Source organism: Daejeonella sp., assembly GCF_049655485.1.
In the GTDB taxonomy this organism is placed as follows: Bacteria; Bacteroidota; Bacteroidia; order Sphingobacteriales; family Sphingobacteriaceae; genus Daejeonella.
The window spans coordinates 1-18683 of the sequence record NZ_JBASJU010000062.1 but is presented as its reverse complement, the minus strand read 5'-3'; the positions used below and the strand labels follow the sequence as shown (position 1 = coordinate 18683).

Here is an 18683-nt window from a genome sequence, read left to right as displayed (position 1 = left end):
ATTTGAGACCTTTCAGAATTCGATAAAACATATTGGGCGGAAACTCCAACCGTAAATTTCGGAGCAACCTGAGAAGTGGCATTGATCGTAAAGTTATTTCTCTTTAATTCGTTGCTTTCTAAAAAACCTTTTTCTTGCAAATTACCGTAAGATAACCGATAAGACGATTTATCAGTACCTCCTTGAAAACTCACATTGTTTTGAATATTTGAGCCTTGTCTAAAAATGTCAGAAACGTTATTTGGGTAGGAAGTTAATGTTTCAGGTTGCCCTCTAAAATTAGTAACATTCTGACCTTTTATCTCTGGTCCCCAGGATGTAATAGCACCAGCGTTAAAGGTTCCATTTGTACCTTGGGCGTACTGATTTTGATAATCAGGTAATCTATTTACTTCAACAAGGTTAAGTGAAGAGTTAAATTCAACGCTGTTTTTAGTTCCCGTTTTTCCTTTTTTAGTAGTAATAAGGATAGCGCCGTTTGCAGCTCTGGAACCATATAAAGCTGCTGCTGCCGGACCCTTCAAAATAGACATGCTTTCAATATCGTCCTGGTTAATGTCAATAGCTCTGTTAGAGTTTGACACACCGGTTTGTAAAGCATTTGTACCGCCACCGTTATCAATAGGCACACCATCAACTACAAATAAAGGCTGATTTGAACCAGTAAATGTGGTAAAACCTCTGATAAATATACCAGAAGAGGATCCTACCTGACCGTTTGCAGATGAAACTCTCACCCCCGCAACTTTACCTGCTAAAGCATTAACCGGGTTAGATGCTCTACCTACAGTTAACTCCTCATTCGAAACAGTTGAAATAGAATAACCCAGATCATCCTTATTTCTTTTTATACCCCCAGCAGTAACCACAACTTCGCTTAGCATGGTTTGGTCTGAAGCTAGTGAAACGTTCATTGCGTTAGAACTAATTGCAACGGTTTGAATTACATAACCTATATAGCTGAAGGTTAGGGAACTTGCTCCCGAAGGTACTTGCAATGAAAATCTGCCATTTGCATCTGTAGTAGTACCGGCTGTAGTACCAGTAGCTTTAATACTAACACCAGGTAATGGCAGGCCATCAGATTTGTCAGTAACTGTACCAGTCACTGTGCGTTCCTGTGCTAATGCCTGGACGGCAATAAATAGCATAAGAAACAAACTTTGTAGAAGTTTTTTCATACTTGATTAAAATTTTAATTGATTAATAATGATATGGTTAGAATATCAAATGTGGGCAACAATTGTGTTACAACAAAATATATCATAGAAAAAAACCTAATCAGCATGCTAACAAATTGATTATCAATGTATTAATTTTTTAACTTTATGTTTATAATTTGATAATCAAGAATTTGACCCATAAGAAGCCGTGAAATCACTTCCCCGGTCAGCGAGAATTCTATTTTAGATTTTATTTTATCCAATTAAAACCTCGAGATTATTGTACTAAGCAAAAAAGCCGTTATGAATTTCTTCATACGGCTTTTTTTTATTTTAAACAATACTATTTATCCCACCACATCCGTGTGTTTAAATCATCAGCACCCTGACGCGCAACTGCCTCTTTGTAGCTCGCCCCGTTGATAGATGGTTCACTGCTTGGATATCCCTGTCTGCGTGGAATAGAAGGATTAACCGCAAGGGTTGGTACCGGAAGAAGAGGGAAGCCTGTACGTCTCCAGTCAGTCCATGATTCATTTCCATTCAGATACAGGTGAATCCATTTCTCCGTCATAATTTGCTCCAATCCCTTAGCTGGATCGTAAGCAACACCTGGCTGAGTCATATAAGTTGCATAACCATTTCCTACGCCATAATATTCCAAAGAAGCTTTGATTCCATTAGCATAATGAACAGCAGCAACAGCATCGCCGCCTGTGATAACAGCTCTTTTAGCTGCTTCAGCCATGCTAAATAATACTTGTGCATAGCTATAAACTAATGCCGGAGCTCCCGCTGCTCTGTGGAAGTTTCCAATACGGCTATAAGTACCAGGAATATTTTTCGCAGAGCCACCATAAGGTAGACCTTTCACCTCGCCGCTTAATACTTCTGCATAAACTGGCAAGCGCGGATCATTTTTAGGTTTCATGTAATCCGTCATCTTGGTACTGATTGCATAATCATTACGGAAGGATACGGAGTAGTTATTGTACCAAGGGTTGTAATTGTTAGGGTCACCCGCCTGATATTTATAAAGCACGTTCTCTGCGTTGCTTGAGATCACACCGTCTGCAATTGCCGAATTAAACTCCGTAATAGCCTTTGCATTATCATTTTTGATGAGACGTAAAGCCATGAACAAACGCGTAGTTGCCGCAAACTTTTTCCATTTAGCCATATCACCATTGAAAAGAAGATCTCCTGTTACTCCTTGTTCACCGACCTTTATCTGAGCGCCAGCTTCCTTCAATTCTTTGAATAAATCATAATAGATATCTTTCTGAGGATCATATTTTGGGCTAAAGTTTTTATCTCCTTTTAAAGCTTCAGAATATGGGATATCCCCATAGCGATCTGTAAGATACCAAAAGAAATAAGCCTTAAGGATACGTGCCACAGCTATCTGATTATCTTTCGAGCCGTTTATTCCCGGATCTGCTAATGGACTACCGGCAGTATTGAGGTCAATGATTGTTTTAAGGTTATACAAAGAGCCTACATAAAAACCATTCCACTCAAAATTCCTCGTGCTGTATAAAGAAGCTCCCGGGTAAGGTCCTTCTGATAAATGCTGTGCATAAAACACAGGTGTGTTCACGCCAAACACAGTCGAATGAAAGCTTCCATTCGCTCCGTTGAATACATTGGTAAGAAGTGCCTTAGTAGGAACAGCACTTACTGCTGTAGGATTGACGTTTATATCGTCGAATTCACCGGGCTTACACGCTGCTAGCAGCATGACTGCACCTAATATTAATGTTGCTATCTTTTTCATCTTTTCTTTTCAATAAATTAAAATCCTAACCTCAGATTCAGTCCAATCGAACGTGATGAACTTAATTGTCCACCTTCTCTACCATAAACTTCCAATTCTGACGGATCAATTCCGAATTCTTTGGCAGGAGCGTGAATTAACCATGCATTTCCGACAATGGCGCCAATATTCGCACTTCTTAAAGGTGTAGATTTGATCAGGCTCGTAGGAAGATTATATCCTAATCTTACTTCTCTCAATTTGATATACGATTTTGAAAGCAATACGTTTTCTGTATCACGCTGAGAGTTTGTGTAGTAGAACTGACGTGCTGGTTGATAAGCCGTAACTGCAGTTCCTGCGGAGGTAACACCGTCTACCCTTACACCACCACCCAATGATGGGAACATACGAATATCGTTGCCCTTATCATTAACGCCCGTAGTCGAACTAAACAATCCAGATCCTTCTCCGTACATCTTTGTCAGAGAATAGAAATATCCTCCCTGTTGGAAATCCATAGAGAAAGAAAGTTCAGCACCTTTGTATCTGAAAGTGTTGAATAAACCACCTGTAAAATCAGGAACGATTGATTTTCCTAGCGGGTTATTTGGAGTATAACTTACAACCATTCCAGATGCTGATGTAAATACTGGAAGACCGGCTGCATTTCTGGTCCATTTACGGCCGATGATTTGACCCCATTCTTCGCCAACCCGGTTTTCAACTCTATAATCGTTACGCTGAGTCTCAAACAAGTAGGTATTTAAACCTGGTGACAATTCTTTTATAATTGACTCAGATTTTGCAAAATTGATAGCCGTTTCCCAGTTGAAATTTTTTCCTTTAATGGGCTCACCTGTTAATGAAATTTCAATTCCCTTACGCTGGATGTTTCCTGCGTTGATTTGTGCTGTTGTAAATCCTGAAGAAGAAGCAACGTTCAAACCAAGAATCTGATCAGTATTATTATCTACATAATAAGTGAAGTCCAAACCGATTCGGTTAAAGAAACGCATTTCAGTTCCTAGTTCATATGACTTGGTTAATGCTGGCCTGATGGCTCCCGTACGGAACTGGTTGCCAATTTCAGCTGAGGGGTTACCATCGTAAATATTTCCATTATTAATTGCAATATCTACCTGGTATGGATTTAAGTCAGATCCAACCTGGGCAAATGCTGCTCTCAGTTTACCAAAAGTAAGCCAGTCACTTACAGAACTGTTCTTTATCAGTTCACTGAATACCACACTGGTTGAAAGGGAAGGGTATAAGTATGAATTATTGGCTTCAGGCAATGCTGAGGACCAATCATTACGCAAAGTTCCATCCACATAAAGCCAACCGTTATAACCTAACGATGCTCTTCCGTAAACTGAACGCACTTCTTTCTCATCAAAAAACCGTTGGGCAGTCGGTCTTGCAACAGAAGCGGAAATATCGAAATAATCAGGGAAACTTAAACCACCGTTACTCGCATTTGAAAGCTGGTCATTTTTGTTATTACGAATATTACCGCCGATCATACCGTCCAAAGAAATCTTGCCGAAGCCTTTCTTGAAATTTAATCCAGCTTCATAGTTCATTTCAGTATTAAGTAACTGATATGTACTGTAGGCATTTTGCTGTAATCCTCCAAAAGCAACTCTTGAATCGCCTTTGCCGTTATTATAGCTCATCCTAACTGCGGCATCAGCTGTTAACCAATCCGTCAATTTATAAGCTAATCCGAGATTTCCTGCAATACGGTTTCTCCTGTCGGTGGCATAATTCTCTTTTACGATAAACCACGGGCTATCCCAGTATTGCGGCTGAAGGTATAGCGATGGATCTCCTGTAGAATTAGGGTCTCCAATGTTCCATGATTGTAAGGTATTATCCGCATTACGATAATTTCTTAAACGGTTAAGATCTATTTGCCGTTGAAACCATTGGTTGAAATTCTGTGTAACGTTTGATCCGTCAAGAGCATAACCCTCCCCTGGTTTACCAGTGGTTCCGTAGGTAGTGAACATCATATTGGTGTTCACCGCCAAACGCTTGCTGATATCATAAACGCCATTTAAACCGATTTGATGCTGATCTCTTTTTGCATCTTCTATTACCAATGAGCGGTTTATATTACCATAAGAAATACGGTAAGATAGATTTTCAGTACCTCCGCTGAATGCAAGACTGTTGTTAAATGTTGTTCCAGTTTGAAAGAAATCTTTAACATTGTTAGGCTGCGCAGTTAATGGCGATAATTGTCCGAACTCAGGACCTGCATACCATGAATAATATGGACGATACGATTCACCCATCATTTTCGGACCCCAGCTCTCATCAGCACCGTAGTCAATAATCCGTTGACCGTTGAACGATGCCCAGCTCGCTGGGTGAGTAGCCGGATTATACTTGAAGATATAGAAACCTTGAGTATCATAAGCCGAACCTGGAGATAAAGATGCTGAAGAATATCCACCAGCGTATCCGTCTTGATATTGAGGTAGCAAAGCTACATTCTCGAATGAAGTGCTCAGGTTAGCTTCGACTTTCGGAGCAGCATTACGCGTTCCTTTCTTGGAAGTGATAACTATTACACCATTAGCAGCACGGTTACCGTACAAAGCTGTTGCAGCCGCACCCTTAAGTACAGAAATATTATCAACATTGTCCATGATGACGTTCTCCTGCAAAGTTGGAGTACCATCAACAATATAAAGCGGGTTACCCACACCTAAACCGTTGATACCTCTAACAATAATATTGGCGTTGTCAAATGTAGAACTAGGAGATCCTTGTAGTTGAATCCCGGCTACTTTTCCAGCCAAAGAACTACTCACGTCGTTCGATTTAGCTACTGTCAGTGCTTCAGAGTCGACTCTGCCCACTGAATAACCAAGCGACTTTTGTTCCCGGGTTGCTCCAAGAGCAGTGACGATAACTTCAGTCAATTGCTGATTGTCTAAAGTTAAAACCATATTTACTACTCCGCCACTTGCAGGGGCTTCTTCCGATGTGTACCCGATGTAGGTAAAAACCAGTACGGCATTAGCACCAGTGACGTTTAAGGAAAATCTACCGTTCGGACCTGTCTGTGTTCCGTTGGTTGTTCCTTTTTCCTTTACAGAAACTCCAGGAAGTGGCAATCCATCATCCCTGCCTGTAACAGTTCCCGTTACAGTTCTTTCCTGAGCAAATGATGCCATTGCAACCATTAATCCCAGTAATATACCCAGTAATCTTTTTTTCATAATTAAAACTTGTTGATTAGTTAATAGAGGTCAGTTGATCAAATTTGTGCAACATAAGCGTTACATCAAAGTATTTTGTTAATTATTTTTAACCAATAGAGTTAATACTCTGATTATCAAATAATTATTTTACCCCGTATCGTCGATTATAAAAAATGTTTTTTGGGATAAAATAAGCAAGGCATTATATATTTTCCTTAAAACATAAAACATTATTTATGATATCCTAATAGACTCTCTCTCCCAAACCAGACCATTAAACCTATTATAAATAAATATATTACTATGTATTACATAATACTAAAGAAAGCATATATCTTTGTATCATGATAGTGGAGAACACACAAACGCAAATGAGGAAGGGGATACTGGAATACTGTATCCTTTCAATTATTTCCCGAGGGGAGATATATGCTTCAGACATTATTGCAGAACTAAAAAATGCAAACCTGCTCGTGGTCGAGGGTACTTTGTATCCCCTGTTGACACGTTTGAAAAATAATGGTCTGCTAACCTATAACTGGCAGGAATCAACCTCTGGTCCTCCAAGAAAATATTACATACTATCCCCCGCAGGGTCTGAAGTTCTAAAACGCCTGGACACTACCTGGGAAGAACTTTCCTATTCTGTAAATATAGCCCTGAAGGACCGGAAAACTACGAGCTCAAAAAATACACCTGACCAAACCAACTAGGATCATGAATAAGACTATAATTATAAACATAAATGGCATCGTCTTCCATATTGAGGAAGATGCGTATGAAGTTCTTAGAACTTACATGACAGAAGTGAAGAGGCATTTTGCTTATTCACCCGACAGCGAAGAAATTGTCACAGACATTGAAAATCGACTGGCTGAGATGTTCAACGAAAGACTGGCTAACGATCAGAAACAAGTTATTGTGCTTGCCGACGTGCTTTTTGTTACCGGAACAATGGGAAATGTTAATGACTTTGAGATCGACGACGATGAGAACAATCTTAGATCCGGCAGGAAGCTATATCGAGATTCAGAGGACAAGATATTAGGTGGTGTTTGCGCCGGGATAGGTCACTACTTCCGTGTAGAGGCACGCTGGATAAGGCTGATAGCAATATCACTTATCTTTTTTGGGGGAATCGGATTACCCATTTATCTGATCCTTTGGATTATCATGCCTGCTGCGATAACACGTGCGGATAAAATGGCAATGAAGGGAGAACCCATCAATATCCAGAATTTCAAGAAAAATTTTGATGAGGAAATTGAGGGTTTGAAAGGCGGCTTTCACCGTGCACACAGCGAGGTCCGTCCTGCCATCTATCAGATCGGCAAATTTATTGTAAGCATAGCCACCTTGTTCATCAAATTTATTGTGGCGATGGTCGCGTTCGCAGGAATCTTAACCATGATCGCACTGTTCATAGGCCTTATAGTATTTCTTGGGTTTTGGAACAGCAATGAACTAAATACTTTTCCATTTAATATAGTGAATCCCGGATACAAATCTGTTCTGGCATTCAGCTTCTTTATCATTGTGTTTATCCCCATTGTGGCATTAGTTATTTTCGCACTCCGGGTATTGATCAAAAGGATCCAGGTATCCAAAACAGTTTATTTTGGTATGCTGATTATCTGGATTGCAGGCTTGGTGCTCGGCGCATTTCATGCCTCGAAAATCGCATCTGAGTTTAATGAGGAAGCCGAGTATTCCGTTACAACTCCTTTAAACCCGTCGCCTGTCTATTATTTAAGAGTAAACCCAGTAGAGTTTCTCACGAAGGATGACAGCATCCGGTACGATATCGATCGCAATAATTTTAATGGAACGCTAAAAAGTCGTCATCGTGATTTTGATGAGCCCCGAAGTGTCAGGATACAAATTGTGAAGGGGGATTTCGACAAACCCACATTGGTTCAGGAGTTTAGTGCCAAAGGATCGAATTTCGAAGAAGCATTAAGCACTTCAAGACGCGTAAAACACGGTTTTATGCAAAAAGATTCCTTACTTATTTTTGATCCGAGAACACATTTGCGACGAGGTGAACTGTGGCGAGATCAGACTGTAAACCTCATTCTTCGGGTTCCTGAAAATACCAGAGTGATGATTGAACAGCCAGTTAACGATTACCTGAATGAATACAATGTTTGGGATTGTCAGCCAGAAGATGCTCCATGGGATTACGTATCTGAATGGAAAATGACATCGGACGGTTTAAAATGCCAGTACGTTAAACCCTTAGTCGAGAATAATGATTCAACAAGAGTTGAACCTTAATTAAAAAAGAAGGCCGGAATCCCGGCCTTTTATTTTAATGTCCCACCATAAAGATCGCATTGCTGAAGAGTAGTTTTCCATTTTCCCAAAATCCCCTGAAAAGAGGATCATCAGCAAGGTAAACAATCGACCCGTTGCCCATTTCCTGAACGCCAAACAATAAGCCGTCTACTAATTTTTTCTTTGCTTGTGCACCAACAAAACCTGTGACATAATTATTTTTCTTTAATACCCCTACGTTCCAACCCGAACTAAGGTATTGATATACTTTATCATCACGTTTTAGAGTATAGTAGAAACGCGGGAAACCAAAGCCCAGCGGATGGGTATTGTCGAGATCTACTTTATAAATTGCTCCCGGGTTGTTTGCTTCTACACTTTCTCTCTCCCGGTTTTCATAAACTTTCAGATCACCGTAAGGGTCAGTGTCAGCTTCGCTTTTTTTCGGCTCTTCTTTATACTTTAAGTCAAAGCCTTTTTTCCCTGCGAGCTGTGCCATTGCTCCTTCCATCGCTATCAATTTACCACCTGAGCGGATCCACTGCTGTATCTTTTCCGAGCCCGCATCCGGATAATTGCCGTCGGGAAAAATGATCACATCAAACTCGTTAAGATTTATCCTGCCCAGATCTTCGGCCCGGATGATACTCAGGGGATACTTAATATCCTGTTCGAAAAAATGCCATATTTCACCAAAAGAGAGAGAGGAGGAAGACTCCCCGGTTATGGCCATTATCCTGGGCTTTCGGATCATCCTAACTTTATCGGAACCAAGGTCGGCACCTTTATCCACAAAAGCCGAAGGGATGGCATGAAGCACAATTCCAGAAGTTTTTGCAAGCCCTTTTATTAAGGGTTCAAAATTATCGCCAAAACCATCGTTGCTGGTACGGGCAATAATAAGAGAGCCTGCACTAAAGCGTTTTCCACCGGTTTCGAATGGAATTTCTGAATATCTTACCTTGACATTAAATTTTAACAGTTCGGCCAAAAATTTGACATCAGCAACCGAGTTCCAGTCTGCGATAAACGCGACAGGATTAGATACATTGTTTGTTTCAGTCGACACTTCAGCAGTCGCGGCCGACAAAGATTTAAGGCTTTCTGCAGTTGCGTAAGCTTGTAAACCAAAAGCATATGGTAAGGACCAGGCTGTAATATCATAAGTCGCAGAATCAGAAACAAAAGTTTGCGGTTCAAATAACACTTTCAGCAAAACGGATTTCGGTTGAAATGCACTAATCACCATGTCATTTTTATCAACCTTAAAGCTTTCCTTTTTGCCTGTGAAATAATTATAACCATTTGCTCCTTTTGCCGAGCCATACCCAAATTCAATCCCGTTTCTTCGGAGCATAAGAGCGAGAGTTTCAAGTTTCTCCATATTCTCGCCCTTAATAACATAAGTTTTATATTCTCCCGGAGGATTTGCTTTACTAGATTCGAAATAGGCTTTAAACTCCGCTACGGCTTTCGAGGCATTCTGTGATACGGCTTCAACCGTTGATAAGCCAGTCGTGTGGTGATGATCAATCCGCGCTTTCAACGTTAATGTATCCCCTTCGGCGTTGATTATGGCCAATCCGGCGCGGCCTGATCCACCTTGCTCGTATGTCATTCCAACTGAGCCATTATAAATGGGATATGTGTCACCGTAAGAAGGATACAGGAGGTCAAAACGTTCGCGGGTGAAATACATCCAGCCATTTTTATCGAAATAACGGGCGTTATTTTTGCCGATGATTGTCTGAAACTCACGCTGCCATTTGCTGATGTCCTGGTGGTAAGGTTCAGCAGCCGGTGCAAAATAATAGGGTTCATTAATTCCCTGTTCGTGGAAATCAACGTGAACCTGCGGAAGCCACTTGTTATAAACAAGCATCCTTTGCTGCGTTTCAATCTGTGACTGCCAGGCCCAATCGCGGTTCAAGTCAAAATAATAATGATTTGCCCTGCCTCCTGGCCAGGGTTCGAAATGTTCTCTTGAATTTGGAAATGGATCGGGTATTAAATTACGTACCGGATTATAAAAATTAACATAGCGTTCCCGCCCGTCGGGATTCAGGCATGGGTCGAGGATGACCACTGTGTTCTTCAGCCACTCCTGTGTTTTCTGATTAGATAGGTCAAGTAAATCGTATATCGTTTGCATAGAGGCTTCGGTAGAAACAGACTCGTTTCCATGAACATTATAACTTAGCCAAACAATGGCTGGCTGACCCGGATTTGCGGCCTGATTGCTTATGCCCGCAAGGCGGAGATTGTTTTCCCGGATGTCTTCAATTTTTCCAATATTCTCGGCTGATGCCACAAAAGCCAGTAAAAGCGGGCGGCCTTCATTGGTTTTACCATACTGCTCCAGTTTAATGTTTTTTGAAGCCGTAGCTAAATACCTGTAGTATTCAACCACACGATGGTGAGGCGTAAATTGTTCGCCGAGCTTATATCCTAGAAATGCAGACGGGGTTTGTATTTGTTGAGCCCTGATCAATAAGGAGCTCAATAAAAGTAGCATTAAAAATAGAGGTCTTTTCATGCTCTAAATCTACAAATCAAAAGGAATAAATACCAGATGAAGGAATTTATCTTAGAATCTTTCCGGTACTTCAAATAGTGAGTTTCTAATTTACCTTCACTAAAGTTATAATGAGACAAAACTTTCTGGTGCTCGCTCAATTTTCTATCTTGCATCCTTATCAAATCATCACTAAGTCAGCCTGCTTATACTAGTTTTACTATTGGGCGAAGCGGCATAATCGGAAAAAGGTGAGCATCCCTATGACAACAAAGGAGTTATATCAGATCTATTTAAAGCATCGAAATATTTGTACTGATACACGTAAGATAAGCGAATCATGCCTGTTCTTTGCACTTAAAGGTGAAAATTTTGACGCTAATGCATTCGCTTCTAAAGCCATAGAAGCAGGTGCAGCCTTTGCGATTATTGACGACGAACGATACGCCGACAGTGACAAGTGTATTCTTGTAGAAGATGCTTTAGTTGCTCTTCAGGAACTTTCTGCATTTCATCGGAAACAATTAAAGATCCCCGTAATAGGTATTACCGGATCTAATGGTAAAACCACAACCAAAGAACTGATCAGATCAGTCCTGTCTCAACATTGCAGGACATTCGCTACAGAAGGCAATCTTAACAACCATATTGGGGTTCCGCTGTCTTTACTTGCAATAGGCGACGATTGTGATATTGCAATTATTGAGATGGGCGCCAATCACCAAAAAGAGATCGCATTCCTTTGTAGTTTGGCCCAGCCTGGATATGGTTTGATTACCAATGTCGGGAAGGCGCATCTGGAAGGATTTGGTGGTGTTGAGGGCGTTAAAATGGGTAAGGGAGAGTTATATGAATACCTGGCGAAGACTAATGGAACAGTGTTTATAAATACCGATAATCCTACGCTGGTAGATATGAGCCGCGATCGTGAAGTGATAAAGGTAGTGGGCTATGGGAAGGGAGCGACAAACTTTGTTTCAGGCGGCCTAAAAGAACTTTCACCTTTCCTGACTATTGAGTGGCAGTTAAAAGGCCGTGAGGATGCGGTATTTATTGCCGAATCCAACCTGCCAGGTACCTACAACTTCGAAAATATTCTTGCGGCCATTTGCATTGGCAGTTTCTTTAAATTAAGCACTGAGCAGATCAATCAGGGAATAAAAGCTTATCAGCCTAAGAATAACCGTTCGCAAATCTTAAAAACAGAAAACAATACCCTTATCTGTGATTACTATAATGCTAATCCCAGCAGCATGGTGGTAGCACTTGACAATCTTCATGCAGTACCTGCAGAAAACAAAGTTATTATTCTCGGTGATATGTTCGAACTAGGGTTGGATTCCTCTCTGGAGCATCGTTCGATTGTGGAAAAAGTTATGGAGATTACTGCAAGCCGTAAAATATTTATCGGGGAAGAATTTTATAACCTAAAGGATAAATCAGCTGAATTTTACAGAACCACTTCTGAGGCTTCACTAGCGATTCAGAAAACGCCCCCGACGGGCTCAACCATCTTATTAAAAGGATCCAGAGGAATGAAGCTGGAAGATCTGATTTCTAACCTTTAATAATAGCTCACTTTACTATATAAGCAATGTTAAATGCTACCTTAAGACATTAAATGTATTAATTCGTATATGATCCGGTATTTAAGTATCCTGTTATTAATTATACTTTCAGAAGTTTCATTTGCATCATCCATCGATATATACGAAGACAAGAGGAACATTTTAACATCAGGACAAGTCCTTGATATCTTTAATCAGGGAAAGACTAAAAAGTTGTCAAGTGAATCTTTTAATCCTGGGTTTACTCAATCGGTCTATTGGCTAATAATTAAGTCTGGTCCCGAGAATTTCAATCACAAACTTATTATAGGCAATGCCCATATTAATAAGCTGGAATTTTACATATCCGAAAGAAACAACCCTCAACTAAAATACCTCACAGGCGATCATTTTCCTTTCAAGCAACGCCCTGTAATTAATCATCTGTTCATCTTTCCCCTTGAAGCGGGGGATCAATCGGTATATCTTATCAAAATAGATAAACGGGCGGAATCCTTGCAGCTTAACGCACAAATTTTGAGCTCAGAGCAACTATTTCAGAAGTCGACAAAGGAGAATTTAATCGCTGGAATACTTTGGGGTATTATTATACTGGTTATAGTTTTTGTGTGTTTCATGTATATAACCGTCAGAGAGAAACTATACCTGTACTATTTGCTATATCTTTTGATAGCGAGCTTGTGGATCGCAGCCGACAAGGGATATGGTTATCGATTTTTATGGTCTGAATATCCTGATTTCGCGAGCCGGGCAAGACCAGTTTTCAATGCTGCCTGGAATATCCTGATCATCCAATTGATGCAATCATTTATCAACCAAAGCAGAAAAAGCCATTTTTACAAACCTCTCCATATCGCAAAAATTACTTCGTTCATATTGGCCTTGTGTTTTTTGCTATTGCCTACAGCGTTTCATTCTTTCTCATACTGGTTCCTGGGGGGCTTATTGCTTTTGGGTGCTATAACAGTGATTCTTATCTCATTAAGTTTAGCAGAGCAAATCTTTATGAGAAACAGGGCCGCATGGTTTTATACGATTTCAATATTCATGCTAATAGTCTTTTCAGTTGCTGAGCTCATTATTCATAGCGGACAGTCAAACTACGAGTTATATTATTTATCAAATTTTGGTATCCAAACTGGTCTTGTAATTGAAATTATCGTCCTTAATTTTGGATTGGCTCATCGTTTTAATTCCTATAAAAACGACAAAGAAAGCCTTCTGATTGAAGTAAACAAAAAACAAAATGAACTCACTGCACGTATAATCGAAACTCAGGAAACTGAAAGAAGAAAAATTGCTGATCAGCTGCATGATGATGTGGGTTCGATGCTTTCACTGGCTATCCTGCAAATTTCAACGGTCATTGACAAAGAAAGATCTGAGGATAAATCAAAAATTAATCTTGAAAAATCGATGAAAGTGCTTTATACTGTTTCAGATACCATTCGGAACATGAGCCATACTTTAACTCCATTAGCAATCGAAAAATATGGATTTAAAAACGCTATTATTGATTTAGTTGCAAGCATTAATTTGACGAATACGATTCACGTTGAACATGTAATTCTAGGTTTTGAAAACACAGAAAATTATACTGCGAACTTCCTGAATGATATGTACAGGATTATACAAGAACTACTAAACAATATGATAAAACACTCCGAAGCATCACATTGTCTAATTCAGTTGATCGAACATGATGACGCCTTATCGCTTTTGATAGAAGACAATGGTAAAGGGCTAAAAGACACGCAGTTTAAAATCCAAAATGGAGTGGGACTAAATAATATAAAATCCAGAGTGGATTACTTTAAAGGGCAGATCGAATTTTCGGAAAAAATAGAAGGAGGGACACTAATCAATATTGAAGTTCCTGTGTATAATCCAGAGATATGTTAAGACTTATTATTGCAGAAGATCACCAGCTTTTAATTGAGGGTTTGATTTCAATACTTTCAGAAGTAGAGGGCTTGACTTTGATGAAACCTGTGAATGACGGGAAACAGCTTATTAATAGTTTGCGTTCTAATAGAGCAGACATAGTTCTACTGGACCTCAATATGCCAAATATGGACGGTATAAAAACACTGGAGGTTTTAAAACGCGATTTTACCAATATCAAAGTTATAATACTGACCAATTATAATCAGCCACAGCTTGTTGATAAAATAAAGAAATTGGGGGCTGACGGCTATATTTTAAAAAGCAGTGCTTCCAATATATTGAAGGAAGCGATATCGAAGGTTGCACAGGGAGAATCTTATTTTGAGCAGTCCTTAGACGCAGAAAATGAAAACAATCACTATTTCATAGATGATTTTATGAAGAAATTCAAGCTTACCCGGCGTGAAGTAGAGATTATAAAAATGATTGAAAAGCAACTTACCAGTAAGGAGATTGGAGATAACCTCTTTATCAGTGAATTTACAGTAGGAACGCACAGGAAAAATATTATGAGAAAGCTGGACGTTAAGAATATCGCGGGTTTAATGAAAATAGCTCAGCAATTTAGAATAGAAAGCGCATGAAACTGTAAACCTAGTTTTTTAATAAGTTCTTCCGGTATCTCTGCAACAAAAAAACTAGCAGGCCACATCCAATAGAAAAGAAGTATAAGGGATGTTTTACATCTAATAGAATTACTGATGAAATACAGAAAATAATCAGAAAGATAGAAAGAAACGTAAAATATCTGCTGGTTATAAAGCGATTAAACTGATGCATAATTAGTTAGCTTTTTCAATTCTTACACCCGCATCTGAAACATTATTCAACGGATTATCACGCATATTCTGTTCAAGTTCAATTACATATTTTCCTTTTACTGGAAATTTATGATCTTCCCTGAAGGGGATTTGAAAACTATATAAATTACCGGATCCGCTTCCCAGCCATTCACCATCCGGAAGTGCTAATCTGAATTCCTTACGTTCAGTTGTTTTCTTTCCATCAGGTCCGATGACATGTATCAGAAGGAAAATATTTGAATACTTATACTCTGAAGTAAGCCGTAGATTCACATATAAGTTATGTAATTGCTCCGGGTTGGCTATCTCAAAAGGAATCTGAACTTTTTCAGTATAACTCCAGTTATGCCCGGCAATTTCGAAGTTGTCATCAACAACAGTTTTAGTATCCTGGCATGATGTAAGTCCGGATACAGCCAGAAGAAAAAGTAGTAGTACTTGCCTGGATTTCATCTTTTATTCTGAAGGCCGCTCCCGGTTATTATTATTTCTATTATTCTTTCTTCTCTTGTTATTGCGGCCTTGTCCGGCAGGGCGTTCGCCTTCCGGCTTATCGGCCGAGCTTCCCTGAGGCCTTGAATCTTGTTGCGGATTAACAAGGCGCTGTTGCGGATTAACTGGCCGGGCTTGGGGGTTGGCCGGTCGAGGTTGTGTTGGATTATTTGGCCTTTGTTGATTTTGCTGAGCCTGTGGACGAGCTTGCCCCTCGGCACCCGCCTGTACATTAGGGTTTGGTCCTTTAGGCTTGTTCTTTTTGTTCCGGTTGTTCTTTTTGTTCCGGTTGTTTTTATTATCCAGCCGGGTTAAGCTATCCTGTCCCACCACGTTTTCGTAATCCAGGACTTTGGCAGGCGCAACTTTATCGGCTTCGATCTCGATCTTCAAATACTCCGGCTTGATACCTTCCCTATTTAACTTTTGTACTTCCTTTACTCTTGCAATATCTAAGGCTATCCAATTTTCGTCATTCGGGTAACTAAACCACATCAGCTTTTTGAAGATGTCAGTTTTCTGATGACGTACCGTTCCTGTGAGTGTTTCCAGTCGGTCCACATTATCAGGGATATCCCTAAGAGCATCCATGTAAGTATCTAACTCGTAATTTAAGCAACACTTAAGTTTTCCGCACTGTCCTGCAAGTTTCAGCGTATTAAGAGAAAGGTTTTGGTATCTCGCGGCAGAAGTTGAAACGGTTTTAAAATCGGTAAGCCATGTGGAACAGCAAAGCTCCCGTCCACATGAACCAATGCCCCCTAAACGGCTAGCCTCCTGACGCATTCCAATTTGACGCATCTCGATTCGGATCCGGAAGGTTTCCGCCATCTTTTTGATAAGTTCCCGAAAATCCACCCTGCCTTCTGCCGTATAATAAAAGGTCGCTTTTGTGCGGTCACCCTGATAATCTACATCGCTGAGCTTCATAGCCAATCCAAGTTCCTTTGCCAGAACCCTGGATTTATGCATGGTTTCGAACTCCAGATCTTTAGAGATTTTCCATTTATCTACATCGCCCGGAGTGGCTTTTCTGTATATCTTCTTGACAACATCTTCGGTGCGCACATGCCGTTTTTTAAGCTGCATGCGGACGAGCTCTCCCGTAAGGGAAACATGGCCTATATCATAACCACCGGTGGTAGTCTCTACCGCGACCAGTTCGCCTGCTTCCAGATACAGATTTTCTGTATTTAAAAAGAACTCTTTTCTAGAGCCCTTGAATTTAATCTCTATTATATTGAATGCCTTATAATTTGACGGCATGTCCATGTGAGATAGCCAGTCATAAACATCCAGTTTGCTGCATCCATTAGTAAGGCAGGAGCCATTACTTTTGCAGCCGGCAGGGGCACAGCCTCCTGTTGAACAACTTCCACAACCCATATTTAAGTAAGTATATATTGAGTCCCCGCAGGGAGCGTATTAAACTTTAGAATTTTAACGAATTGTAAAGATACATCTAAAAATAAAATTTTAGGATTTGCATTTCGCTCGATATGGTAATGTGCCTTATCCATCTCATTAATAAGTGCTTCTGCCCTTGCAAGGTCGAGTTGCTTACTGAAATTATTTACAAAATCAAGTTCTGCAGATGGTAAATGTACCAATTCATTAGCACCAGAGAGAACCATAATACACTCACGTATCATATTTATACCATATTTTAACAGGTTTTTCTGGCTTTCCCTGCCAATCTTAGATGCTTCTTCTACAAATTCAAAAATGGATGAGCCTCTGTCAGCAAAAGTTATCCGCATCCATCCTGAGAAAAGCCGGAAGTTGTCATTATCGTCTTCCTTTAAATAGTTTAATGCAGCTGTTAAACTACCTTCACTCAAATAAGCCACCTGGGAAGCCTTTGCCTCACTAATATCCTTTGTTTGAAGCAAATGCTCCCGAATATCGGCCTGACTAAGCGCCGGTATCTTCACTAGCTGGGTACGTGAAATAATTGTATTCAAAAGCTGATCCTGGTTTTGAGCTACAAGAATGATCAGTGTTTTCTCTGCAGGCTCTTCCAGTGTTTTAAGCAGCCGGTTTCCTTCATTCTTTAAATACTCAGGAAGCCAAATGATCATCGCTTTATACTCAGATTCAAATGGCTTTAATGACAGCCTGTGCAAAATGTTCATGCACTCAGCTTTATTGATATTTGGCTGCTTGTTTTGAGCGTCTAATCTCTCGCGCCATTCGTCCAGGTCAAAATATGGGTTACTGAGAATAAGATCACGCCATTCTTCAAGATCCGGCATGCCATCTTCCTTCTCCCCCCCCCTAAAAAAAGGATATGAGAAATGGAGGTCAGGATGGATAAGCTTAGAATATTTTCTGCATGAAGAACAAGTTCCGCAACTATCATTCTCTAAGCGGTCGCTGCAGGATATAAATTGAGCATAGCCTAATGCCAGGGCCAAACTTCCTGAACCTTCGGGTCCCAGAAAAAGCTGGGCGTGGCTCACCCGGTTCTCGGAAACCGTCCTGACCAGGTGTTCTTTTACTTCCCGCTGTCCTACAATATCACTAAACTGCATCGTGCAAAATAAGAAAAGTAGCGGTTAAGGTGAAATTTAGTTCTGTGAAGGCTAAATGAGCGGTGTAAAAATCCCCGTAATTAAACGTTAATTTTGCAGGCATATAAAGAAAAAAGCTTGAAACACGAACAGAGTACGAGGTTAGAGTTGCCGGAGAAGGAGATGAAAGACTTTGGATATAAGGTTGTCGACGCCGTTGTTGATCATTTTGAAACCCAACAGGATAAACTGCCTGTTGCAAGTGGGTCCAGAGCCGAAATGGAGAAATTATTTTCCGAAGATGTGCCTGAAGAATCTACGCCGGCTACTGAGGTGCTTGATTTTGTGCTGAAGAACGTCATGCCGCAAAGCAATATAATGAGCCATCCGCAATCTTATTCTTTTGTACCGGGGCCTAGCAATTACATCAG

General features: G+C 40.3%; 13 protein-coding genes. 6 read left to right on the top strand and 7 right to left on the bottom strand.

Annotation, left to right across the window (positions count from 1 at the left end; translation table 11 throughout):
• The 3 genes from WBJ10_RS02690 to WBJ10_RS02680 form a co-directional block, all read right to left on the bottom strand.
• Nucleotides 1–1181: carboxypeptidase-like regulatory domain-containing protein (locus WBJ10_RS02690; RefSeq protein ID WP_424288012.1), on the bottom strand; the 1181-nt coding region annotated here is incomplete at its 3' end.
• Between the two features lie 325 nt (nt 1182–1506).
• Complete coding sequence (locus WBJ10_RS02685) at nt 1507–2940, bottom strand: SusD/RagB family nutrient-binding outer membrane lipoprotein (RefSeq protein ID WP_424288011.1); 1434 nt, start codon at nt 2938–2940, stop codon at nt 1507–1509.
• 17 nt (nt 2941–2957) lie between these two features.
• Nucleotides 2958–6155 (bottom strand): SusC/RagA family TonB-linked outer membrane protein, encoded by a 3198-nt coding sequence (locus WBJ10_RS02680; RefSeq protein WP_424288010.1) that lies wholly within the window; start codon nt 6153–6155, stop codon nt 2958–2960.
• A 326-nt stretch (nt 6156–6481) separates the two neighbouring features.
• Between WBJ10_RS02680 and WBJ10_RS02675 the strand changes: the two genes are divergently transcribed.
• Complete coding sequence (locus WBJ10_RS02675) at nt 6482–6850, top strand: PadR family transcriptional regulator (protein WP_424288009.1); 369 nt, start codon at nt 6482–6484, stop codon at nt 6848–6850.
• 4 nt (nt 6851–6854) lie between these two features.
• Complete coding sequence (locus tag WBJ10_RS02670; RefSeq protein ID WP_424288008.1) at nt 6855–8414, top strand: PspC domain-containing protein; 1560 nt, start codon at nt 6855–6857, stop codon at nt 8412–8414.
• A gap of 34 nt (nt 8415–8448) precedes the next feature.
• Here WBJ10_RS02670 and WBJ10_RS02665 read toward each other — a convergent pair whose 3' ends face one another.
• Nucleotides 8449–10950 (bottom strand): M14 family metallopeptidase, encoded by a 2502-nt coding sequence (locus WBJ10_RS02665; RefSeq protein WP_424288007.1) that lies wholly within the window; start codon nt 10948–10950, stop codon nt 8449–8451.
• 230 nt (nt 10951–11180) lie between these two features.
• On the opposite strand from WBJ10_RS02665, the gene WBJ10_RS02660 reads away from it, so the two are divergent.
• From WBJ10_RS02660 to WBJ10_RS02650, 3 genes are all read left to right on the top strand, one after another.
• Complete coding sequence (locus tag WBJ10_RS02660) at nt 11181–12497, top strand: UDP-N-acetylmuramoyl-tripeptide--D-alanyl-D-alanine ligase (protein WP_424288006.1); 1317 nt, start codon at nt 11181–11183, stop codon at nt 12495–12497.
• 69 nt (nt 12498–12566) lie between these two features.
• Complete coding sequence (locus WBJ10_RS02655; protein WP_424288005.1) at nt 12567–14399, top strand: sensor histidine kinase; 1833 nt, start codon at nt 12567–12569, stop codon at nt 14397–14399.
• Nucleotides 14393–15028, top strand: coding sequence for a response regulator (locus tag WBJ10_RS02650; RefSeq protein ID WP_424288004.1), 636 nt, complete (start codon nt 14393–14395; stop codon nt 15026–15028). The genes WBJ10_RS02655 and WBJ10_RS02650 overlap by 7 nt, the downstream gene beginning before the upstream one ends.
• A 198-nt stretch (nt 15029–15226) precedes the next feature.
• Here the strand turns inward: WBJ10_RS02650 and WBJ10_RS02645 are convergent, their stop codons facing one another.
• From WBJ10_RS02645 to WBJ10_RS02635, 3 genes are read right to left on the bottom strand one after another with little or no spacing between them, the layout of a single operon-like run.
• The gene (locus WBJ10_RS02645) at nt 15227–15700 is read right to left on the bottom strand and encodes a gliding motility lipoprotein GldH (RefSeq protein WP_424288003.1); all 474 of its coding nucleotides are present in this window, start codon (nt 15698–15700) and stop codon (nt 15227–15229) included.
• A gap of 3 nt (nt 15701–15703) precedes the next feature.
• Complete coding sequence (gene ricT / locus WBJ10_RS02640; protein ID WP_424288002.1) at nt 15704–17125, bottom strand: regulatory iron-sulfur-containing complex subunit RicT; 1422 nt, start codon at nt 17123–17125, stop codon at nt 15704–15706.
• A gap of 2 nt (nt 17126–17127) precedes the next feature.
• Entirely contained in the window at nt 17128–18273 is a 1146-nt protein-coding gene (locus WBJ10_RS02635; protein ID WP_424288001.1) for an ATP-binding protein, read from the bottom strand.
• A 93-nt stretch (nt 18274–18366) separates the two neighbouring features.
• Between WBJ10_RS02635 and WBJ10_RS02630 the strand changes: the two genes are divergently transcribed.
• On the top strand, nt 18367–18683 hold a 317-nt coding region (locus tag WBJ10_RS02630; protein WP_424288000.1), incomplete at its 3' end, for a hypothetical protein.